Raw genomic sequence first — 21,809 nt, 5'->3', positions numbered from 1 at the left:
CGATTCGTCCCTGCCGGGCCCGGGGGCAGGGCAGGAAAGCCACTTTCCTGCCCTGTGAGGGCCGGAAAGTGGCTTTCCTGCCCACGCGTGCGGAACGCACGCATCTGGCTCCGGTCGTCGCGGGGCGGTCGCGGCGACCAGGCGGTGCTGCTACTCGTCCGGTCCGGGGTCACTGCGCTTGCGCCGGAAGCGCAGGAGCGAGCGCGGGATCAGCCGCTCGCGCAGCGTGAGCCCGCTGCCGGCGGTGATGCCCTCGCGAACGGTCTGGACGGGTGCGTCGAGGTCGCCGGGTGCCGGGTGCGCGCCGCCGTACCAGCTCGCCTCCACCGTCCCGACGACCTGGCGCAAGGCCTGTTGTGCGGGCTGATCGAGGCCGTGCTCGCGGACGAGCCGGCGCGCCGCGACCCGGACGGTGTCGCTCTCCTTGCCGGCCGTGCCGCGGTCGGCCGACTCCGCGAGCAGTTCGGCCCACGCCGCCTCCGCGGCTCCTGGCCCACCGCCGGCGGCGGCGGCGAGCCGGCGCTTGCGTTCCCGCGACCGCAGGAGCGTCGGGGAGACCACGACGGCGGCCAGCACGAGCACGACGACGAACGGCCAGATCGGCAGGCTGAACCCTGGCTCGGCGGCCGGCGTCTGCGCTTCCGGGGCGGTCGGCGGCGGGGTTGCCTCGACGGGCTCCGGAGCGACCGGGATCTCCTCCTCGCCCGGCGTTTCCTCGGTGCCGTCCTCGCCGTTGCCGTTGTTCTCGGCCTGCGCTTCGAGCACGTACGGCGGGGTGATCGTGCGGCCGTCGGTGAGCGGGGTCGGGTCGAACGCGGTCCAGCCGACGTCGGGGAACCACGCCTCGACCCAGGCGTGCGCGTCGGACGTCGTGATGGAGCGGTAGTCCTCCGACTCGACGCCCCCGGTGAACCCGACCGCCACTCGCGCCGGCAGCCCCGCTGCGCGCAACATGACGCCCATCGCGGAGGCGTACTGCTCGCAGTAGCCGACCTTCCCGACGGTGAGGAACTCGACGAGCGCGTCGTCGCCGCCGCCGGGTGCGGTCTGGAGGCTGTAGCGGAACTCGCTCTGCGGGCCCGTGAAGAAGTTCTGCAGCGCGAGCGCCTTGTCGAACGGGGTCGGCGCGCCCTGCACGATCTGCTGCGCGAGCGCGATCACCCGCGGGTCGACGCCCTGCGTGTTCAGGTAGTCCGGGCCCGGCGCCGCAGGCCCCGTCGCCGCGCGCAGCTGCGCGACGCTCGGCGTGGCCAGGTCGGTGCGCTCGCGCCACGACCCCTCCTCGCGCGGCCGGGACGTGTACGCGGTGCCGCTGCGGGTGTCGTACACCCACCTGTCGCTGGAGATGTCGGTGATCTCCAGCGGGCTGCCGAAGACCGGGAGCCAGTAGTCCCTGAAGCCGACGTTCTCGACCTGCACGTCGGCGGGACGGGTCCCGCCGCCCGCCGTGATCGTCCCGGGCAGCGCGACGCCGGGATCGGGCCGGGTCGCCTGCCAGCCGGCGTCGGGCACGTAGTCGCGCAACGTCAACGCGCGCAGGTAGGTCGCCTGCGGCAGGCCGCGCACGCGCAGCAGCTCCGACGGGGTGCTCTGGGTGAGCTGGCCGCGCAGCGCCGTGAACGGGCTGAGCCCGATCGCGCTGCCCGAGCCGCCCGATCCCGTCCCGCTGTCGAACCGGCCGGACGTGCCGACCATCCCGGCCGCCGCGCCGACGAGCAGCGCCACGACCGCGGCGCCCGCGACGACCATCGTGCCGTTGGCCGCTTGGCGACGGGCGCCCTCGCGGGTCACGAGCAGCAGTCCGAACCCGGCCGCCGCGCACACGACGGCCCACCACGGCAGCAGGTCGTCGGCGAGCGCGGCGGGTACGGCGAACACCGCGAGCAGCGGCACCCCGGCCGCAGCGGGTGCACCCGCGCCCACCGCGGAGAGGTAGACGGCGACCGCGAGCACGCCGAACGCCGCCGTGACGAGGAAGAGGATCTCCGGCGACGGCGGTACGGGAGCCGTGCCGGTGTTGATCTGGGTGCCTGCTCCAGAGACGAGCGCGCCGAACTCGCTCAGCGCCCCACCCGTCGGGAGCAGCGCGAACACGCCGTCCCCCGCGAACACCGCGGCGAGGAGCACGACAACCGCCAGGCTCTGCGCGAGCGCGACGAGCACCGGCCCGAACCGGTGCAGTGCCAGCCCGACCGCGGTGACCAGCACGGTGATCATCGCGGCGTACCCGACCCAGCCGCCGCCTTGCACGATCGCCCCCACCGGCGCGCCCGCGAGCAGCACGGCCACACCGCTGCCGGCGACCGTGAACCACGGGATGGGCCGCTTCGGGCGCCGCTCGGTCTCCTCGGCCGGCTCGACCGGTCCAGCCGGTCCAGCCGGACCGGCCGGCGCCTGCCGGGGCGGGGCCGGCGCGCTCACGACCCACCCCGCATGGCGTCGGGGGCCGCGCCGGTGACGAGGTCGTCCCACACCCGCTCCGGGGTGGACCGGGCGGTGGCCACCGCGACCCGCCAGCCCGCCCCGCGCAGCATCGCCGCGGTGGCACCCGCCCGGCTGTCGGCGCCGGCCGGGTCCCACGTCGAGGTGTCCAGCAGCACCGCGTGGCCCGGCGCCGTCCGGCGCGCGAGCAGTGCCTCGATCTGACCGGGGCCGACCATGCCCAGCACCGCGAGCACGTCGTTGCCCAGCGCCAGCTCCGGCCCCGCGAGATCCGTGCGGGCCGACGGCCGCAGCGCCGCCAGCGCGTCGAGCAGCGGCTCCACGCTCGTCGTCGTGGCCGGGCCGCCGGTCAACGGGGTGCCCTCCTCGGTCACGATCGCGACCGGCTCACCGCGGCGGATGAGGTGCGCGCAGATGCTCGCGGTCATCGTCACGGCGAACTCGAGGCTCGAGTCGGAGCCGCGCCCGCGGTGCGCGCCGTCCCGCCGGTCGAGCAGCACCGTCATGCCGCCGCGCCACGGGCGCTCCTCCAACCGCACCATCAGCTCGTCGTGCCGGGCCGTGCTGCGCCAGTGCACCCTGCGGATCTCGTCGCCGAACCGGTAGGGCCTGACCAGCACGTCCGACGTGCCCTGCCCCTGGTGGGCGAGCGACGCGCCGGGCGTGCCCTCCCCGGTGCCCAGCGCGGCCGGCTCGCCGCGCAGCGGGACGACCCTCGGCAACGCGAGCAGCCGCTCGGAGCCGTCGAGCTCGCGCTGGAACTCGGCCAGCCCGAGCGGGTCGGTCATGATCCCGGCGAGCGGGCCGACGCGGTGGACGCCGCGCAGCACCGGCCGCAGCGGGTAGCGCAGCCGCGCGCCGCCGCGCCGCGACAGGCGGTGCACGGTGAAGCGGGGAGGGGCCTGCGGTTGCGGGCCTGCGGCGTCGGGCACGGTGTCGACCAGCCGCAACGCCCCGAGCAATGTGGTGCCACGCAGCTTGAGCTCGACGGTGGCCTCGCCGCCGACGGGCAGCCGTGGCGGTTTCAGCTCGCGCGCGACCCGCACGACCCGCCGGGTCCGCGCGGCGAGCAGCAGCGCCAGCAGCGGCAGCAACGCCACGAACACCCCGATCCGCAGCAGGTCGCGCTCGTCGAGCACGATCGCGCACGCCGCGGTCGCGCCGCCGCCCGCCAGCAGGCAGCGCCCCCGCGTGGTGAGGCCCGAGAACCTGCCCGGCGCGCCGCCGCCAGCCATCCGCCCGCGATCCCGGCGGTCAGGCGCCCGGTCGGGCCGGCGCGGGCACGGCCTGCCTGCCGACGAGGGTCCGGACGAGGTCGGACGCCGAACGCCGCGACGCCTGCGCCTCCGGGGTCAGCAGCAACCGGTGGGCCAGCACGGGCACGGCGACCGACTGCACGTCGTCGGGCACGACGAACCCGCGCCCGGCCAGCGCGGCCTGTGCCCGTGCCGCGCGCACCAGCTGCAACGTTGCGCGCGGCGATGCGCCGAGCCGGACGTCTGGGAGGCGGCGGGTGGTGCCGACCAGCTCGACGCAGTACTGCCGGACCTCCGGCCCGACGTGCACGCGGCGCACCGCCTCGATGACCGCGCAGAGCCGGCGCGCGTCGGTGACGGGACGCAGCATGTACATCGGGTCCTGCATCGCGTGCTCGTCGACCATCGCCAGCTCGGCGGCCGCGTCGGGGTAGCCGACGCTGATGCGTGCGGTGAAGCGGTCGCGCTGCGCCTCGGGCAGCGGGTAGGTGCCGTCCATCTCGACCGGGTTCTGGGTGGCGATCACCATGAACGGGTTCGCCAGCGCGTAGGTGGCGCCGTCGACGGTGACCTGGTGCTCGGCCATGCATTCCAGCAACGCCGACTGCGTCTTCGGCGACGCTCTGTTGATCTCGTCGGCGATCACGATGTTCGCGAAGACCGGGCCGGGGCGGAACTCGAACTCGGTGGTCTGCCGGTTGTAGATGGACATCCCGGTGATGTCGCCGGGCAGCAGGTCGGGGGTGAACTGCACGCGGCTCACCGAGCAGTCGATGGACCGGGCGAGCGCCTTGGCCAGCGAGGTCTTCCCGACCCCAGGCACGTCCTCGACCAGCAGGTGCCCTTCGGCGAGGAGCGTGACGAGCGCAAGCCGCACGACCTCCGGCTTGCCGACGATGACCCGCTGGACGTTCGTGGCGATGCGACCGGCCAGATCGGCCACCTCGGCCAGCCCGACGGGATCCCCGTCGACCCCGGGGCGACTGCTCGTCGTGGTCACTCGACCTCCTCGCGCTGCTCGCAGAGCTGTTCTCGGGGCTGTTCTCGGGCTGTTCTCGGCCGTTCCCGGCCCCCGAACTCACCGGGACCAGCGAATAGTCTCTCAAACATCGGCAGTGCCGCTCGCCCGGTCGGCCGGCGCCATTCTGCAGGTCCCCCCACCGTGCCCCACAGCGGCCGTTCGGATGGCCCCACAACCCCCCATTCGCCCGGATTTCGAGGGCTGTAGAGACCTTTTCGGACCGCTACGGAGCGTTCCGGCCGTACCGCAACCGGGTGGTGCCCTGCGGCCCCCCACTTCGCCCCCCTGCCTCTGACCTGCAGGTTTGTTGATCGTCACCTGCCGTTTGGCGGCTTGTTCCGGTTGACGGTGGTGCGAAGTGGGGTAGTGTGGTGATCGCTGGGGCACAACGGAGGCCGCAGGTGGAGGTGGGGCCGGTGTTCCTCGGCACCTACACCCCGAAGCTGGACGACAAGGGGCGGTTGACGCTGCCCGCGAAATTTCGCGACGAGCTGCGAGGCGGGCTGATGATCACGAAGGGGCAGGACCACTGCCTGTACGTGTTCACCCGCGAAGCCTTCACGGAGCTCGCCCGCAAGGTCGCGTCGGCGCCGCTCACGAGCGAGTCGGCCAGGGTCTTCCAGCGCAACCTGTTCTCCGGGACCGACGAGCAGAACCCCGACGCGCAGGGCCGCATAGCCATCACCCCGGAGCTGCGGCGCTACGCGGGACTCACCAAGGAATGCGTTGTCATCGGCGCGTTCACGCGGGCGGAGATCTGGGACGCCGCCGCGTGGCAGCGCTATCAGGACGAGCACGAGGACACCTACGCGCAGGCGCAGGAGGAGGTACTTCCCGGCCTCATCTAGCCGGGACGGGACGCGGGTGCCAGATGGACCCGGCGGTGCCGCCACCCGGTAGCCCTGGCACACCTTCCCCGGTGCCAGGTCTGCCGGGCGGCGGCATCGCCGGTCGGCCCGGCTGGGAGCACGGGCCAGCTGCGGTTCGGCGACACGGGGCAGGGAGGTGGGCTGTGGGGCAGCACGCTGAAGGCGGGAGCGGGCAGGCTGGGGCCAAGCACGTTCCGGTCGCCCTGACCCGCGTCGCCGAGCTGCTGGCGCCGGCCCTCTCCGGCCGGCCGGCGGTCGTCGTCGACGCCACGCTCGGTCTTGGCGGGCATGCCGCCGCGCTGCTCGCCGAGCACCCCCAGCTCACCCTCGTCGGGCTCGACCGCGACCCGCAGGCGTTGGAGCTCGCCGGCCGCAGGCTCGCTGCGCACGCCGACCGGACGCACCTCGTGCACGCCGTCTACGACCGCATCACCGACGTGCTCGACGAGCTGGGCATCCCCGCCGTCGACGGCGTGCTCTTCGACCTCGGGGTCTCGTCGCTCCAGCTCGACGCCGACGAGCGCGGGTTCTCCTACGCCCGCGACGCCGACCTCGACATGCGGATGGACCCGACCACCGGCCCGACCGCGGCGGACGTCCTGAACACCTACGCCGTGCCGCAGCTGGCCAGGGTGCTGCGCGAGTACGGCGAGGAGCGCTTCGCCGGCCGGATCGCCTCTGCGGTCGCACGCAGGCGTGCGCAGGCGCCGTTCCAGCGCAGCTCCGAGCTGGTGGAGCTGTTGTACGACTCGGTCCCGGCAGCGTCGCGGCGCACCGGGGGACACCCGGCGAAGCGCACGTTCCAGGCGCTGCGGATCGAGGTCAACGGCGAGCTGGAAGCACTGCGCGGCGCCCTCCCGGCGGCGGTCGACGCGCTGGCGCTCGGCGGCCGGATCGTCGTGCTGGCCTACCACTCGCTGGAGGACCGCATGGTCAAGCGGGTGCTCGCGGAGCGGGCCAGCTCGACCACACCCGTCGACCTGCCCGTCGAGCTGCCCGGCCACGGCCCCGAGCTGCGGTTGCTGACCCGCGGGTCCGAGCAGGCCGGCGAGGACGAGGTGGCGGAGAACCCGCGTGCGGCGTCGGTGCGGCTGCGCGCGGCGGAACGGATCCGGGAGGTAGCAGCGTGAACGACGGCAACTGCCCGGAAGCGGATGTGAGACCGATCGACCAGCGGAAGGAGGGGCGGCCACGATGAGTGCTCCGGTCACAGAGCGCACCGCGCGAGTCACGCGGGCCCGCGCGACGACGATCCCCGCCCAGCGTCCGGCGCGGTCGTCCGAGACGCCCGCCACGACCACCCGCCGGTCCGACCGCGCTGGGGCGGCCGGGACCGGGGCGGCGGGCAAGGCGTACGCGAAGCGCAACGAACGGCTGCGGCGGCTCGTGGGCAGCGCTGTGGGCAGCGCGGTCGGCGAGAAGGTCGTGCGCACCGTCAGCCCTCCCGGGCGCGCGCAGTTCGTGCTGCTGGTCATGGCGCTGCTGGCGTCGGCGCTGGTCGCGACGCTGTGGCTCTCGACCGCAGCAACGGCCGACTCCTACCAGCTCAAGGACGCCCGCGACAACGCGCGTTCCTTGCGTGAGCAGAGCGAGAAGCTCCAGCGCGAGGTCGCCGCGATGCAGTCGGCGCCGGAGCTGGCGCGCCGTGCGTCGGAGCTGGGCATGGTGCGGGTGCAGGACCCGGCCCGGCTGGTCGTCGCCCCGGACGGCAGCGTGACGGTCATCGGGGAGCCGCGTGCCGCCAGCCACCCGGCGCCGCCGGCACAGCGGTCCGCGCCGCCCGTCCAGGATCCGGCAGCACAGGCTCCGCCGGCCCAGGATCCGGCAGCTGTCCAGCCCCCGGCTGTCCAGGACCCGGCCGTGCAAGCGGCGGCCGAGCCCGAGCGGGGTGAGCGTGCGGCCACCAACGGCAATGGCGCTGGTGACGGCGCGGCCGGACAAGGGCAGCCGGACGCCAACCAGGCCCAGCCCGCTGCGCCGGTCGGAGGGCCGGCCGGCGCGGGTCCCGGCTGATGACGTCGGCCCCGCCCCGGTCGAGGGGCGGAGCCCGTAGCCCGGCCGCGGTCCGATCTGCTGCGCCGCGGCGTCCGACCGCGCCGGTTCGCGCCCGCGGTAGGGCGAACAGGTACAAGGTCGGCCGGATCATCATGGTCGTCGTCCTGGCCGTCGCGACGTTGAAGCTCGTCTGGGTGCAGACGATCCAGGCCGACGAGTTGCGCGCGGCGGCGGACCGGCAGACCACCACTCCGGTGACGTTGCTGGCCGAGCGCGGCTCGATCCTCGACCGGCTCGGCTCGCCGCTCGCTTTCAGCATCGAGTCGGCCGCGTTGACCACGAACCCGAAGATCATCGCGAAGCGGGCCGACGCGGCGACGTACATCCCCGAGATGGCGCGCGCGGTTGCGCAGGGCACCGGTCAGGACGAGGCCTCCGTGCTCGCGAAGCTGACCACCGACCGCGGGTACGTGGTGCTCGCGACGAAGGCCGACCCCGAGATCGGCCGTGCGCTCGGCAAGAAGTTCGTGGAGATCAAGGTCGAGAGCCGGGAGGACCGGCAGTACCCGGGCGGGACGCTCGCGGCCAACGTCATCGGCGCCGCCGGGTGGGACGGCGAGCGCGAGACGCTCAGCGGCAGGTTGGGGCTGGAGAGCTCGCAGGACAACGTGCTGGCCGGCGCGCCGGGGAAGCGCGAGGCGGCGACGGCGGAGGGCAGCAACACCGTCATCCCCGGCAGCATCAGGTTCGAGCGCCCCGCGGTGAAGGGCTCGACGATCCAGCTGACGCTCGACTCCGACCTGCAGTTCACCGTGCAGCGCGCGCTCAGCGACTACGTCGCCCGCACCGGCGCGAAGCCCACGTCGTCGGCCGTGGTGCTCGACGCGTCGACGGCGGAGGTGCTGGCGCTCGCGACGGGACACTCGTTCGACCCGCGCAATTATGGCGCGTATCCGCCGGAGCAGACCGGCAACGCCGCGGTGACCAACGTTTTCGAGCCCGGCTCGGTCAACAAGATCGTCACGATGGCGGCCGCGCTGGACATGGGCGTCGCGAAGCCCGACGACGTGCTGACGGTCCCCGGCAGCATCCGCGTCGCGGACCGCACCATCAGCGACGCGTGGGAGCACGGCCCGGAGCGCTACACGCTCACCGGCGTGCTCGCGAAGTCGTCCAACGTGGGCACGCTGATGACCGCGGAGAAGGTCGGCAAGCAGCGGTTCGCGGAGATGCTGGCGAAGTTCGGCCTCGGGACGAAGACCGGCGTCGGGCTGCCGAGCGAGGCGCCGGGCTCGGTGCTGCCGCTGGAGTCGTGGTCGGGTTCGACGTTCGGCAACCTGCCCATCGGGCAGGGCCTCAACATGACCGTCCTGCAGATGGCCGGCATGTACCAGGCCGTCGCCAACAACGGGTTGCGGGTGCCGCCGCGGATCGTCTCCTCGATCATCGGGCCGGACGGCGTGCGGCAGGTCCCGCCGCCACCGGCGCCGGTGCAGGTGGTTTCGCCGGAGACGGCGGCGACGCTGCGCACGATGCTGATCGCGGTCACCCAGGACGTGCGCGGCGCCCAGCGCGGCACCGGCCCGCAGGCCGCCGTACCCGGCTACCAGGTGGCCGGCAAGACCGGCACGGCGCAGCAGATCGACCCGCGGTGCCGCTGCTACTCGAACTCGACGTACTGGATCACGTTCGCCGGCATGATCCCCGCGCAGGACCCGCGTTACGTCATCGCGATCATGCTGGACGCCCCCGGCGGTGGGACGAGCGCGGCACCGCTCTTCCACGACATCGCCACCTACCTCGCGCAGCGCGAGCGGATCCCGGTCTCCAACGACCCGCCGCTCGTCCAGACGCTGGTCGCGCCATAGCCGCAACGCGTCGACAACGACGTAATGGCTGTTCCGCGGGTGCGGAAACAGCCATAACGTCGTTGTCGACGGTCGACCGGTGCCGCGAGGGGCGTGGCACCGCGGCGCCGGTAGCCTTCTGCGTCGTGTCGCCCGCTCGTTCCGCAGCCACGGATGCCGCCGCCCGACCGCGGTCGCTGCCTCCGGTCGAGCTGCGCGCGGTGGCGTCGGCGATCGGGGTGCCCGCGCCCGCCGCGGACGGCTCCCGGAAGGTCTCCGGCGTCACGCTGCGGGCCTCCGACGCCCGGCCCGGGGACCTGTTCGCCGCGCTGCCCGGAGCGCGTGCGCACGGCGCCGACTTCGCCGCCGATGCGCTGCAGGCGGGCGCGGTCGCCGTCCTCACCGATCCCGCGGGCGCCGAGCGCCCCGCGCTCGCCGGGGTGCCCGTACTGGTGCACCCGACCCCGCGCGACGTCGTCGGGGCGGCCGCCGCGCGCGTCTACGGCGACCCCACGGCACGGCTGTCGATCATCGGCGTGACCGGGACGAGCGGCAAGACCACCGTCTCGCACCTGCTCGAAGCGGGGCTCGCCGCGGCGGGCCGCACCACCGGGCTGGTGGGGACCGTCGGCACCCGCATCGACGGCAGGGCGCTGCCCAGCGCGTTCACCACGCCGGAGGCGCCCGACCTGCAGGCGCTCTTCGCGGTGATGGTCGAGGAAGGCGTCACCGACGTCGCGATGGAGGTCTCCAGCCACGCGCTGGCGATGGGCCGGGTCGGCGGTGCGCGGTTCACCGTCGCGGCCTTCACCAACCTGTCGCAGGACCACCTCGACTTCCACCGCGACATGGACGAGTACTTCGCGACGAAGGCCACCCTGTTCGACGGGCGCGCGCAGCACGGCGTGATCTGCGTCGACGACGAGTGGGGCCGCACGCTCGCGAAGCAGCACCCCACCGCGGTGACCGTCTCCACCACCGGCGAGGCCGACTGGCGGGCCGTCGGCGCTGTGACCGCGCCCGACGGGTCGCAGTCGTTCACGGCCGTCACACCCGGCGGCGAGCGGCTGTCCGTGACGATCCGGCTGCCGGGCGCGTTCAACGTCGCCAACGCGGTGCTCGCGCTGGCGTGCCTCGACGCCGCCGGGGTGCCGGCCGGCGTGGCTGCGGAGCGGTTCGCGCAGGTCACGGTGCCGGGCCGGATGCAGCGGGTCGAGCAGGGGCAGCCGTTCCTCGCCGTCGTCGACTACGCGCACAAGCCGGCCGCCGTCGCCGCGCTGCTCGACACGCTGCGGGCGGAGGTGCCGGGCAGGCTGCTCGTCGTGCTCGGCTGCGGTGGCGACCGCGACCGCGGGAAACGCCCGCTCATGGGCGCGGCGGCGGCCGGACGCGCGGAGCTGCTCGTCGTCACCGACGACAACCCGCGCAGCGAGGACCCCGCCGCGATCAGGGCGGCGATGCTGGAGGGGGCGCTCGCCGAGCCGGACCACGGCGAGGTGCGCGAGATCGGCGACCGGCGGGCCGCGATCGCGGCCGCCGTTGCGGCGGCACGGCCGGGGGATGCCGTCGTCGTCGCCGGGAAGGGCCACGAGAGCGGCCAGGAGATCGACGGGGTCAAGCACCCCTTCGACGACGTGACCGAGCTGGCGGGGATCCTGGGGGCGCGCGGGCGGGGCACCCGGTAGTGACGTCCACCCACATGATCGGATACGACCGATGATCAGGACGACAGCATGATCGAGATGCGGCTGGCCGATATCGCCGCCGTGACCGGAGGGCAGCTGCGGCACGCCACCGGCGACGAACGGATCACCTCCGTCGAGTTCGACTCGCGCGCGACCGGCCCCGGCGCGCTCTACCTGACGCTGCCCGGCGCGCGCGTCGACGGGCACGACTTCGCCGACGCCGCGGTCGCGGCCGGGGCGAGCGCCGTGCTCACCGCGCGTGAGCTGGACCTGCCCTCGGTCGTCGTGCCGGCCGCGGCCCGGGCCACCGGCACCTACCTCGACGACGTCGACCCCGACGGCTCCGGCGCGGCCGTGCTGGCCGCGCTGGCGAAGCTCGCCGTCCACGTGCTCGGCGCGCTGCCGGATCTGACGCTCGTCGGGATCACGGGCAGCTCCGGCAAGACGTCGACGAAAGACCTCATCGGCGCGGTGCTCGCGCCGCTCGGGCCGATGGTGGCGCCGCCGGGCTCGTTCAACACCGAGCTGGGCCTCCCGTGGACGGCGCTGCGCGCCGACCGGGACACCCGCCACCTCGTGCTGGAGTACTCCGCACGCAACGTCGGGCACATCGCCGCGCTCGCCCGCATCGCGCGGCCACGGATCAGCGTCGTGATCAACGTCGGCAGCGCGCACATCGGCGAGTTCGGCTCGATCGAGGGCATCGCGCTGGCCAAGGGCGAGCTGGTGGAGGCGCTGCCGGCCGCCGGCGTTGCCGTGCTGAACGGCGACGACGCCAACGTCGTCGCGATGGCCGGGCGGACCGCGGCCCGGAAGGTCTTCTACGGACTCGGGCCGGACGCCGACGTCCGGGCCACCGATGTCGTCCTCGACGCCGGCCGCCCCCGGTTCACGCTGGTCACGCCGGCCGGCTCGGCCGAGGTGGCGCTGCAGCTGGTCGGCGAGCACCACGTCGGCAACGCGCTCGCCGCCGCGGCCGTCGGCCTCGAGTGCGGCGCGAGCCCGGAGGCTGTCGCCGCGGCGCTGAGCGGAGCCACCGCGGCGTCGAAGTGGCGGATGGAGGTGACCGAGCGGGCCGACGGCGTCACGGTGATCAACGACGCGTACAACGCGAACCCCGACTCGATGCGCGCCGCGCTGCGCGCGCTCGCCGCCGTGGGGGAGGGCAGGCGCACGTGGGCCGTGCTCGGGCCCATGGGCGAGCTGGGCGGGGAGACCGTCCCGGCGCACCGCGGCATCGCCGAGACCGCCCGTTCGCTCGGTGCCGAGGTGCTCGCCGTCGGGGCGCCGGACTACCCCGCGCAGCGGTCCGTCCCGGACGTCGAGAGCGCTGTCGTCATGCTGGAGGCGGAGCTCGCGCCGGGTGACGTCGTGCTGGTGAAGGGTTCGCGCGCCGCCGACCTGCAACGGGTCGCGCAGCGCCTGCTCGCGGAAGCACCGGCGGCGACGTGAGAGGCATCTTCATCGCGGCCGGCGTCGCACTCGCCGTCTCGATCCTGCTCACCCCGTACCTGATCCGGTTCTTCGCGCGGCAGGGCTTCGGGCAGGAGATCCGCGAGGACGGCCCGTCGTCGCACAAGAGCAAGCGCGGCACGCCCACGATGGGCGGGGTCGCGATCCTGCTCTCGATCTGGCTCGGCTACCTCGCCTCGCACCTGCTCACCAGCGAACCGGTGACGGCGTCGGCGATGCTCGTGCTGTTCCTCACGACGGCGCTGGGCATCGTCGGCTTCCTCGACGACTTCATCAAGATCCGCCGCGCCCGCAACCTCGGCCTGAACAAGACGTCGAAGCTGGTCGGGCAGATCCTCACCGCGACGATCTTCGGCATCCTGGTGCTGCGCTTCGCCGACGAGCGCGGGCTCACGCCGGGCTCGGCGAACCTGTCGTTCGTGCGGGACATCACCGTGCTGTCGTTCGGCGCCATCGGCTTCGTGCTGCTGGCCAACCTGGTCGTGGCCGCCTGGTCGAACGCCGTGAACCTCACCGACGGGCTCGACGGGCTCGCCGCCGGCACGTCCGCGATGGTCCTCGCGACCTACACGATCATCGCGTTCTGGCAGTTCCGCAACAGCTGCGAGCTGGTCGCCGCGGCCGGCTGCTACCAGGTGCGCGACCCGCTCGACACCGCGCTCGTCGCCGCCGCGGCCATGGGCGGCTGCATCGGGTTCCTGTGGTGGAACGCGGCCCCCGCCCGGATCTTCATGGGCGACACCGGCTCACTCGCCCTCGGCGGGCTCGTCGCGGGCCTCTCGATCGTGACCCGCACCGAACTGCTCCTCGTCGTGATCGGCGGCGTGTTCGTGGTGGAGGCGCTGTCCGTCGCGCTGCAGATCGCCGTGTTCCGCTCGACCCGACGGCGCGTGTTCCGGATGGCGCCCTTCCACCACCACTTCGAGCTGGCCGGGTGGGCGGAGACGACCGTCATCATCCGCTTCTGGCTGCTGGCGGCGATGTGCGCGGCGCTGGGGTTGGGGTTGTTCTACAGCGACTGGCTGAACTACCAGTAGCAGCGGGCGGCGCACCCCGGGGAGGGCAGGAAAGCCACTTTCCGGCCCTCACAGGGCAGGAAAGTGGCTTTCCTGCCCTCGCATGCGGGGAACGCACCAGGTAGACGACGTACGGGGGCGCGCGGAGGGCCTGTCCTGGACGGCGCCAGCCCCTTCGGCGGAAGTAGCGACGACGGCCTCTCTGGCGTGGGCGCTGCCCGCTATCCTTCGGCGCGGAGGGCGTGGGTCCAGTCAGTGGCCGGACACACCTGAGACGCCGGATCACTGACCAGGGGGACGAGCTAGATGGCATCGCTGCAGACGCTCGAGCGTCGGATTCTCGCGCTCGAGGCCCGGTTGGCCGATGTCGAAGGCGGTTACGGCGACACGCTGTACAAGCTTCATAGGGCGAGCGTCAAGGCGGATCTGCGCACGGCGAAGATACTTCAGAGCCTCGGTGTCGCGGACGTCTCCGATGACGAGGTCGACCGCGCGCTGGACGAGGAGTAGGCCGAGCACCTCGGGATGTGGCCTGCGGTCCCGGCCCCCTCGCATCCGCGAACGGGCGGGGATGGGAAGCTTCCGCGTACGCACCGCCACCCATTGAGGAGCACGTCGATCTCGATGCAGCCATCCCAGCTGCGGGGCGCCCGCGTCGTCGTCGCAGGCGCGGGGGTGTCCGGGCTCGCCGCCGCTGAGGCGCTCGTCGCGCTCGGAGCGCACGTGACCGTCACCGACGCGGTGCCGGCGCGGCTGGCCGATCTCCCGTCCGGCGCCGAGGCCGGCACCGATCCCGATGCCGTGCCACCGGGCACGAAGCTGATCGTGACGGGGCCGGGTCGCCGGCCCGACCACCCGCTGGTCGCCGCGGCCGCTGCGGCGGGTGTCCCGATCGTGGGGGAGCCGGAGCTCGCCTGGTGGATCGGGCAGGCCGCGGCGAAGCCGCCCGCGTGGCTCGCCGTCACCGGGACGAACGGCAAGACGACCACCGTCGGCATGCTCGCCTCGATGCTGCGCGCCGCCGGGCTCGACTCGATCGCTTGCGGCAACATCGGGCACCCCGTCGTGACGGCGGCTGTCGACGGCCACGAGGTGCTCGCCGTGGAGCTGTCGAGCTTCCAGCTGCACTGGTCGCCGTCGGTGCTGCCCGCGGCGGGCTGCGTGCTGAACGTCGCCGAGGACCACCTCGACTGGCACGGCAGCATGGCCGCCTACGCCGCGGCGAAGGCGCGGGCGCTGCTCGGGCCGATCGCGGTCGCGGGCGTCGACGACCCGGCGGCGGCCGCGTTGCTCGCCGCCTCGCCGGCGCGGCGCAAGGTCGGGGTCACGCTCGCGGCGCCCGGGCCGGGCCAGCTCGGGGTCGAGGACGGGTTGCTCGTCGACAGGGCGTTCGACGCGGGCGAGCTGATCGAGGCCGCCGCCGTCGTGCCCGGGGGGCCGTCCGGGATCACCGACGCGCTCGCGGCTGCGGCGCTGGCCCGCACCTACGGCGTGCCGGCCGACGCCGTCCGCAAGGGCCTCGAGGGCTTCCGCTCCGGGCCGCACCGAGGCGCGTCCGTCGGCACCGTCGACGGCGTCGACTACCTCGACGACTCCAAGGCCACCAACCCGCACGCGGCGGCCGCGTCGCTGGGCGCGCAGCGGCACCCGGTCGTCTGGATCGTGGGCGGCCTGCTGAAGGGCGCCTCGGTCGACACCCTGGTCGCGGAGCACGCCGGCGGGCTCCGCGCGGCCGTCGTCATCGGCACCGAGCGTGCGCAGATCGTCGCCGCGCTCGCGCGACACGCGCCCGACGTCCCCGTCGTCGAGGTCGCGGCAGGCGACGATGCACCCATGACGACCGCCGTGCGGCGTGCTGCCGCCCTCGCCCGGCCGGGCGACGTCGTCCTGCTCGCCCCGGCCGCGGCGTCGATGGACCAGTTCTCCGACTATGCGCACCGCGGCACGGCGTTCGCCGCCGCGGTCGCGGAGCTGCCGCGAGCGGAGTTGGCATGAGCGGCGCCGCCGGTGCCGACGGCGCGCGGGCCAAGGCGCGACGCGCACCCGCGAAGCGGACCGGCACCCAGGTCACTGGCCTGCGCGCGGCGATCGGGCGGGCCGCGATCGCGTTGGGCGTCTGGCTGCGCCGCCCGCTGACCTCGCTGCACCTGATCCTCGGCGTCTTCGGCCTGCTGACGCTGTTCGGGCTGGTCATGGTGCTCTCGGCGTCGTCGGTGGTGGCCTACGTCGCCGACAACTCGTCGTACTCGGTGTTCGCGAAGCAGCTGATGTTCTGCGTGCCCGGCGTGATCATGTTCTGGATCGGCCTGCGCATCCCGCCGAAGACGCTGCGCTCGCTCGCCCCGGTGACCATGGTGATCGGCATCGGGCTGCTGGTCGCCGTCCTGCTCATCGGCGAGGTCCGCGGCGGCTCGAAGGCGTGGTTCGCGATCGGCGGGTTCACGCTCCAGCCGTCGGAAGGCGTGAAGGTCGCCCTCACGCTGTGGGGCGCGCACGTCCTGGCCGCCCGCCGCGCGGTGATGCACCGGTGGAAGTACGCGCTCTCGCCCGTCGTGCCGGTGACGGCGCTGCTGTTCCTGCTGCTGCTCCTGCAGCCCGACCTCGGCATGACGATCTCGCTCGGCATCGTGCTGATCGCGCTGCTCTACTACGCGGGCACGCCGATGCGGCTGCTGCTGACGCTCGCCGGCGGCGCGGTGGCGGGTGCGATCACGCTGGCGCTGACCGCGAGCTACCGCTCCGCACGCATCACGGCCTTCCTCAACCCCGACAGCCCCGAGGCGCTCAAGAGCATCTACCAGTCGAACCAGGGGCTGTACTCGCTCGCGGCCGGCGGGCTGTTCGGGCAGGGACTCGGCCAGGGCCGCGGCAAGTGGAAGTACGTGCCCAACGTCCACAACGACTTCATCTTCGCGGTCATCGGCGAGGAGCTGGGCTTCATCGGCGCCTTCGCGGTGCTCGCGCTGTTCGCGGCGCTGGCCTACACCGGGCTGCGCATCGCCGCCCGCAACACCGACCCGTGGCTCAAGATCGTCGTCGCCACCTCGACGACGTGGCTGGTCGCGCAGGCCGCCATCAACATCGGATACGTCGTGGGGCTGCTGCCGGTGACCGGGCTGCAGCTCCCCCTGATCTCCTCTGGAGGCTCGTCGCTCGTGGTCACCATGTTCGTCTTCGGGGTGCTGACCAACGCGGCACGCCACGAACCGGAGGCCATCGCCGCGTTGCGGCAGCACGGCCAGGGCCGGATCGCGAAGATGCTCCTGCTGCCGCCCCCGCAGCCGTACAAGCCGGTCGCCACCGCCAGCGTCCCGGTGCCGCGCAAGCCGCCGCAGCGGGGGAGGGCCCGATGAGCCCGCTCTCCGTCGTCGTCGCGGGGGGAGGCTCGGCCGGGCACATCGAGCCCGCGCTGGCCTTCGCCGACGCCGTGCGCAGGGCCGTTCCGGACGCGCGGATCACCGCCCTCGGCACCGCGCGCGGCCTCGACTCCACGCTCATCCCGGCCCGCGGCTACCCGCTCGAGCTGATCCCGCCGGTGCCGCTGCCCCGCAAGCCGAGCGCCGACCTGCTGCGGCTGCCGGGCCGGGTCCGCGCGGCCATCGCGCGGGTCCGCGCGGTGCTCACCGAGACCAGCGCCGACGTCGTCGTCGGCTTCGGCGGGTACGTCGCGCTGCCCGCCTACCTCGGCGCGCGCGGGCGCGTGCCGATCGTCGTGCACGAGGCCAACGCCCGCGCCGGCCTGGCCAACCGGGTCGGTGCCCGGTTCGCCGACGCGGTGGCCGTCGCCGTCGCCGGCAGCGGCCTGCGCAACGAGCAGGTGGTCGGGATGCCGCTGCGGCAGTCGATCACCGGGCTGGACCGGGCGGGGCTGCGGGCCGAGGCCCGGGCCCACTTCGGCCTGCCGGCCGACGGCCGCACGCTGCTGGTCTTCGGCGGCTCGCAGGGCGCCCGGACGCTCAACTCGTCGATCGCGGCCGCGCTGCCGGCCTTCATCGACGCGGGGATCTCGGTGCTGCACGCGTACGGCAAGGCCGGCACGCCGGCCAAGGAGACCCCCGGCTATGTCGGCCTGCCCTACATCGACCGGATGGACCTCGCCTACGCCGCGAGCGACGCCGTGCTCGGCCGCTGCGGCATGACGACGGTCGCCGAGGTCACCGCGGTCGGATTGCCCGCCGTGTACGTGCCGCTCCCGATCGGCAATGGCGAGCAGGCGCTCAACGCCGCACCGGTCGTCGCGGCCGGCGGTGGCGTGCTGGTGGCCGATCCGGAGCTGACCGGCGAGCGGGTGCTCGCCGAGCTACTGCCGCTGCTGACCGACGACGACCGGCTGCAGCTGATGGGCAAGGCGGCTCGCGCCTCCGGCCACGCCGATGCCGACGACAAGCTGGCCGCGCTGGTGCTGGGCGTGGTCGGGACGAGGAGTGGGACCCGATGACGGGGGCAGAGACGCTCGGTGGCCGCGTGCACCTGATCGGCATCGGCGGGGCGGGGATGAGCGGCATCGCGCGGATCCTGCTCGCCCGCGGGGTCGAGGTGTCCGGGTCGGACGCCAAGGAGTCGCCCGCGGTGCTCTCGCTTCGCGCGCTGGGCGCGACCGTCCACGTCGGGCATGATCCGGCGCACCTCCCGCAGGCTCCGGCGACGGTCGTCGTCTCGACGGCCATCCGCGAGACCAACCCCGAGCTGGCCGCCGCCAGGGAGCGCGGCCTCGAGGTCGTGCACAGGGCGCGGGCGCTGGCCGGGCTGACCCTCGGACGCAGGCTCGTGTGCGTCACGGGAACGGCGGGCAAGACGTCGACGACGTCGATGCTGACCGTCGCACTGCAGCACTGCGGCCTCGACCCGTCGTTCGCGATCGGCGGCGACCTCACGTCGTCCGGCTCCGGTGCGCACGAGGGCAGCGGCGAGATCTTCGTCGCCGAGGCCGACGAGAGCGACGCGTCGTTCCTCGCCTTCTCGCCCGACGTCGCGATCGTCACCAACGTCGAGGCCGACCACCTCGACCACTACGGCAGCGCCGACGCCTACGTCGAGGCCTTCGCGACGTTCCTCGGGCGGATCACCCCAGGTGGGGCGCTCGTGGCCTGCGCCGACGACGCCGGTTCCGCCGCGCTGGCCGGGGTCGCGCACGAGCGGGGCATCCGGGTGCTGCGCTACGGCCGCGCTGTGGACGCCGATGCGGACGCCGACGCCGTGCTGCTCGACTTCCGCCCCGACGGCGCCGGTGCCGTCGTGACCTTGCGCCACCGCGACGTCGAGCACACGCTGCGGCTGGCCGTGCCCGGCGAGCACATGGCGCTCAACGCGCTGGGTGCGTTCCTCGCCGCCGTCGAGCTCGGCGCTCCGGTCGAGGCGGCGCTGGACGGGCTCGCCGCGTTCGACGGCGTGCGCAGGCGGTTCGAGTTCCGCGGTCGGGCCGGCGGGGTCGCCGTCTACGACGACTACGCGCACCACCCCACGAAGGTCGCCGCCCAGCTGCGTGCGGCCCGCGACGTGCTGGGCGAGGGGCCCGGCCGGCTCGTCGTCGCCTTCCAGCCGCACCTCTACTCCCGCACGCGGGAGTTCGCCCGCGAGTTCGGCGCGGCGCTCGGCATCGCCGACGAGGTCGTGGTGCTGCAGGTCTACGGCGCGCGCGAGGATCCGGAGCCCGGCGTGAGCGGCGCGCTCGTCGCCGACGCCGTCACGCTGCCGGCCGACCACGTGCACTACGTGCCGCGCTGGTCGGACGTGCCCGGTGTGGTGGCCGGCCTCGCGCGGCCCGGCGACCTGGTGATCACGATGGGGGCCGGGGACGTCACCGTGCTCGGTGCCGACATCCTCCTGCAGCTCGGCGCGGGTCACGTGGACGGCACCAGGGCCACGCCGTGACCCGGACGGGAGCCCGCGGGCCAATGCCGTCGGCCGCCCCGCCGCCGGCGCGGCGCGGTCGCAGGCGCCCGCCCCGCGAGGCACCCCGTGAACGGCCGAGGCGCCCGACCCGCAGCGACTACCGGCGGCGCCGCCTCGCCGCGCTGTTGATCGGGCTCGTACTGATCGTCGGGTTGGGACTGGGCGGTCGGGTGCTGCTCTACGACGCCGGGCTCTTCGACGTCGAGGACGTCGCCGTCGCCGGCACCACCACGATCGCCGTGGAGGACGTGCTGGCCGTCGCGGCCGTCGAGATGCGTCGCCCGCTCGCCGAGGTCGACACCGGTGCCGTCGCGACGCGGGTCGCCACCCTCCCAGCGGTCGCGTCGGTGCAGGTAGGGCGCTCGTGGCCGCACACGGTGGCGATCGACGTGGTCGAACGGATCCCGGTGGCGAGGGTGCAGACCGTCGACGGCGAATCGCTCGTCGACACCCGCGGTGTCGTCTACCGCGGTGTCGTCCCGGTCGAGCTGCCCCGGCTGACGCTCGGCATCGCCGGCCCGGACGACCCGGCGACACAGGCCGCGATCGGGGCGCTCGTCGCGCTGCCCCCGCCGCTGCGCGCTCAGGTGCTGACGGTGGACGTCGCCGTCGCCGCGACCGGTGCGCCGGGCCAGGTGACGTTCGGTCTCACCGAGGACCGCCTGGTCCGCTGGGGTGCGCCGGACCGGGCCGCGGACAAGTCGACCGCGCTGGCCGCGCTGCTCACCCAGCCTGGAAAGGTGTACGACGTGACGAGCCCGGAACTGCCGACTATCCGCCGATAACGCGCAGGTCGACCCGGTCGGGGGGTTGCACGCGCGCGGCGCGCCTGCTGGACCACGCCCGGATCGCAACCTAGCGTTTCCCCTGATGGCCCGGACCCCCGGGGACGGACCCGAGCTTGACTGGAAGGTGCGCCCATATGACGCCCCCGCACAACTACCTGGCCGTGATCAAGGTCGTGGGAATCGGTGGCGGCGGTGTCAACGCCGTCAACCGCATGATCGAGGTCGGCCTCAAGGGCGTCGAGTTCATCGCGGTGAACACCGACGCGCAGGCCCTCCTCATGTCCGACGCCGACGTCAAGCTGGACATCGGGCGTGAGCTGACGCGCGGTCTCGGTGCAGGCGCCAACCCCGATGTGGGCCGCAAGGCCGCCGAGGACCACCGCGAGGAGATCGAGGAGGTCCTCAAGGGGGCCGACATGGTCTTCGTCACCGCGGGCGAGGGCGGCGGCACCGGCACCGGTGGCGCGCCCGTCGTCGCGTCGATCGCGCGCAAGCTCGGCGCGCTGACCATCGGTGTCGTCACGCGGCCGTTCACGTTCGAAGGCAGGCGCCGGGCCGGGCAGGCCGAGGACGGCATCCAGCAGCTGCGGAACGAGTGCGACACGCTCATCGTCATCCCCAACGACCGGCTCCTGCAGCTCGGCGACGTCGGCGTCTCGCTGATGGACGCGTTCCGTTCCGCCGACGAGGTGCTGCTCTCCGGTGTGCAGGGGATCACCAACCTGATCACCACCCCCGGCCTGATCAACCTCGACTTCGCCGACGTCAAGTCGGTCATGTCCGGTGCCGGCAGCGCGCTGATGGGCATCGGGTCCTCGCGAGGTGAGGGCCGTGCCGTGCAAGCGGCGAGCAAGGCGATCAACTCCCCACTGCTGGAAGCGTCGATGGACGGCGCGCAGGGCGTGCTGCTCTCCATTGCGGGCGGCTCCGACCTCGGCCTCTTCGAGATCAACGAGGCCGCGTCGCTGGTGCAGGAGGCCGCCCACCCCGAGGCGAACATCATCTTCGGAACGGTGATCGACGACTCGCTCGGCGACGAGGTCCGCGTCACCGTCATCGCGGCGGGCTTCGAGTCCGGCGGGCCGACGCACAAGAAGCTCGATCCCCCCATGATCGCGTCGCAGAACAAGGGCAACGGCGTGATCGCGCCCGGGGTGAGCGGGACCACCAACGGGAACGGCAACGGGAACGGGGCCAAGCCGGCCGCGACGACCCCGCCGCCCGCCCAGCCGCCTGCTCAGTCACCTGTTCAATCGGCTCCGCCGCCCGTCGCGCCGCCGGCCCAGCCGCCTGCGCCGCCGGTCAGCCAGCCCCAGTCGCAGCCGGCCGCGTACGGGAGCAGCCACCAGAGCGGGACTTTGCCGCCTCCGGCGCCGCCGTACACGCCTCCGGTGCAGCGGGTGCCGCAGCGTCCGGAGCCCGTGGTCGAGTCGCCGGTGCCGCCGCTCTACACCGAGCCGCGCACCGATGCCGACCTCGATTTCGACGACGACGTGGACGTCCCGCCGTTCATGAAGCGCTGACG

At 73.9% G+C, this 21,809-nt stretch carries 17 protein-coding genes; 14 read left to right on the top strand and 3 right to left on the bottom strand.

All coding sequences use genetic code 11. From position 1 onward, the window contains the following. Window positions 1-150: 150 nt before the first annotated feature. The 3 genes from LL648_RS10150 to LL648_RS10140 are packed head-to-tail and all read right to left on the bottom strand — an operon-like array spanning window position 151 to window position 4,698. Window positions 151-2,421 (bottom strand): transglutaminase family protein, encoded by a 2,271-nt coding sequence (locus LL648_RS10150; protein WP_232662208.1) that lies wholly within the window; start codon window positions 2,419-2,421, stop codon window positions 151-153. After that, complete coding sequence (locus tag LL648_RS10145) at window positions 2,418-3,677, bottom strand: DUF58 domain-containing protein (protein WP_232662207.1); 1,260 nt, start codon at window positions 3,675-3,677, stop codon at window positions 2,418-2,420. Before LL648_RS10145 ends, LL648_RS10150 begins: the two co-directional genes overlap by 4 nt. Before the next feature lie 19 nt (window positions 3,678-3,696). After that, window positions 3,697-4,698, bottom strand: coding sequence for an AAA family ATPase (locus tag LL648_RS10140; RefSeq protein ID WP_374112017.1), 1,002 nt, complete (start codon window positions 4,696-4,698; stop codon window positions 3,697-3,699). A 437-nt stretch (window positions 4,699-5,135) separates the two neighbouring features. On the opposite strand from LL648_RS10140, the gene mraZ reads away from it, so the two are divergent. The 14 genes from mraZ to ftsZ all read left to right on the top strand — a co-directional run bounded on the left by mraZ (window position 5,136) and on the right by ftsZ (window position 21,807). Continuing rightward, window positions 5,136-5,567: a division/cell wall cluster transcriptional repressor MraZ gene (gene mraZ, locus LL648_RS10135; protein WP_232662317.1), complete on the top strand. Its 432-nt coding sequence runs from the start codon at window positions 5,136-5,138 to the stop codon at window positions 5,565-5,567. 164 nt (window positions 5,568-5,731) lie between these two features. Beyond that, window positions 5,732-6,718 (top strand): 16S rRNA (cytosine(1402)-N(4))-methyltransferase RsmH, encoded by a 987-nt coding sequence (gene rsmH / locus LL648_RS10130; protein WP_232662206.1) that lies wholly within the window; start codon window positions 5,732-5,734, stop codon window positions 6,716-6,718. Window positions 6,719-6,782: 64 nt separating this feature from the next. Then, a complete protein-coding gene (locus tag LL648_RS10125) occupies window positions 6,783-7,601 on the top strand; it encodes a hypothetical protein (RefSeq protein ID WP_232662205.1) in 819 nt (272 codons plus the stop codon). A 134-nt stretch (window positions 7,602-7,735) separates the two neighbouring features. Beyond that, a complete protein-coding gene (locus tag LL648_RS10120; RefSeq protein ID WP_232662204.1) occupies window positions 7,736-9,451 on the top strand; it encodes a peptidoglycan D,D-transpeptidase FtsI family protein in 1,716 nt (571 codons plus the stop codon). A 125-nt stretch (window positions 9,452-9,576) separates the two neighbouring features. Then, a complete protein-coding gene (locus LL648_RS10115) occupies window positions 9,577-11,115 on the top strand; it encodes a UDP-N-acetylmuramoyl-L-alanyl-D-glutamate--2,6-diaminopimelate ligase (RefSeq protein WP_374112016.1) in 1,539 nt (512 codons plus the stop codon). Between the two features lie 48 nt (window positions 11,116-11,163). Beyond that, the gene (locus tag LL648_RS10110) at window positions 11,164-12,567 is read left to right on the top strand and encodes a UDP-N-acetylmuramoyl-tripeptide--D-alanyl-D-alanine ligase (RefSeq protein WP_232662203.1); all 1,404 of its coding nucleotides are present in this window, start codon (window positions 11,164-11,166) and stop codon (window positions 12,565-12,567) included. After that, the gene (gene mraY, locus LL648_RS10105; protein WP_232662202.1) at window positions 12,564-13,625 is read left to right on the top strand and encodes a phospho-N-acetylmuramoyl-pentapeptide-transferase; all 1,062 of its coding nucleotides are present in this window, start codon (window positions 12,564-12,566) and stop codon (window positions 13,623-13,625) included. The genes LL648_RS10110 and mraY overlap by 4 nt, the downstream gene beginning before the upstream one ends. 285 nt (window positions 13,626-13,910) lie before the next feature. After that, entirely contained in the window at window positions 13,911-14,114 is a 204-nt protein-coding gene (locus tag LL648_RS10100; RefSeq protein ID WP_232662201.1) for a hypothetical protein, read from the top strand. Window positions 14,115-14,228: 114 nt separating this feature from the next. Then, a complete protein-coding gene (murD, locus tag LL648_RS10095) occupies window positions 14,229-15,599 on the top strand; it encodes a UDP-N-acetylmuramoyl-L-alanine--D-glutamate ligase (RefSeq protein ID WP_232662200.1) in 1,371 nt (456 codons plus the stop codon). Beyond that, window positions 15,596-16,957 (top strand): putative lipid II flippase FtsW, encoded by a 1,362-nt coding sequence (gene ftsW / locus LL648_RS10090; protein WP_232662199.1) that lies wholly within the window; start codon window positions 15,596-15,598, stop codon window positions 16,955-16,957. Before murD ends, ftsW begins: the two co-directional genes overlap by 4 nt. Then, entirely contained in the window at window positions 16,954-18,042 is a 1,089-nt protein-coding gene (locus tag LL648_RS10085) for a UDP-N-acetylglucosamine--N-acetylmuramyl-(pentapeptide) pyrophosphoryl-undecaprenol N-acetylglucosamine transferase (RefSeq protein ID WP_232662198.1), read from the top strand. The genes ftsW and LL648_RS10085 overlap by 4 nt, the downstream gene beginning before the upstream one ends. After that, a complete protein-coding gene (gene murC / locus LL648_RS10080; protein WP_232662197.1) occupies window positions 18,039-19,475 on the top strand; it encodes a UDP-N-acetylmuramate--L-alanine ligase in 1,437 nt (478 codons plus the stop codon). Before LL648_RS10085 ends, murC begins: the two co-directional genes overlap by 4 nt. Further along, entirely contained in the window at window positions 19,472-20,281 is an 810-nt protein-coding gene (locus LL648_RS10075) for a cell division protein FtsQ/DivIB (RefSeq protein ID WP_232662196.1), read from the top strand. The genes murC and LL648_RS10075 overlap by 4 nt, the downstream gene beginning before the upstream one ends. Before the next feature lie 137 nt (window positions 20,282-20,418). Then, on the top strand, window positions 20,419-21,807 hold the full coding sequence (ftsZ, locus tag LL648_RS10070) for a cell division protein FtsZ (protein WP_232662195.1): 1,389 nt from the start codon (window positions 20,419-20,421) through the stop codon (window positions 21,805-21,807). Window positions 21,808-21,809: the final 2 nt, after the last annotated feature.

The organism is Pseudonocardia sp. TRM90224, from assembly GCF_021245725.1.
Lineage (GTDB): Bacteria > Actinomycetota > Actinomycetes > Mycobacteriales > Pseudonocardiaceae > Pseudonocardia.
The sequence above is the reverse complement of the archived record's forward strand: the minus strand, read 5'-3'. Positions and strand labels throughout refer to the sequence as shown.

Coding starts and splice junctions, on each gene's coding strand:
- LL648_RS10145 (WP_232662207.1), bottom strand. CDS start 3,677: ATGGCTGGCGGCGGCGCGCCGGGCAGGTTCTCGGGCCTCACCACGCGG.
- LL648_RS10125 (WP_232662205.1), top strand. CDS start 6,783: ATGAGTGCTCCGGTCACAGAGCGCACCGCGCGAGTCACGCGGGCCCGC.
- LL648_RS10120 (WP_232662204.1), top strand. CDS start 7,736: ATGGTCGTCGTCCTGGCCGTCGCGACGTTGAAGCTCGTCTGGGTGCAG.
- LL648_RS10110 (WP_232662203.1), top strand. CDS start 11,164: ATGATCGAGATGCGGCTGGCCGATATCGCCGCCGTGACCGGAGGGCAG.
- LL648_RS10100 (WP_232662201.1), top strand. CDS start 13,911: ATGGCATCGCTGCAGACGCTCGAGCGTCGGATTCTCGCGCTCGAGGCC.
- murD (WP_232662200.1), top strand. CDS start 14,229: ATGCAGCCATCCCAGCTGCGGGGCGCCCGCGTCGTCGTCGCAGGCGCG.
- ftsW (WP_232662199.1), top strand. CDS start 15,596: ATGAGCGGCGCCGCCGGTGCCGACGGCGCGCGGGCCAAGGCGCGACGC.
- LL648_RS10085 (WP_232662198.1), top strand. CDS start 16,954: ATGAGCCCGCTCTCCGTCGTCGTCGCGGGGGGAGGCTCGGCCGGGCAC.
- murC (WP_232662197.1), top strand. CDS start 18,039: ATGACGGGGGCAGAGACGCTCGGTGGCCGCGTGCACCTGATCGGCATC.
- ftsZ (WP_232662195.1), top strand. CDS start 20,419: ATGACGCCCCCGCACAACTACCTGGCCGTGATCAAGGTCGTGGGAATC.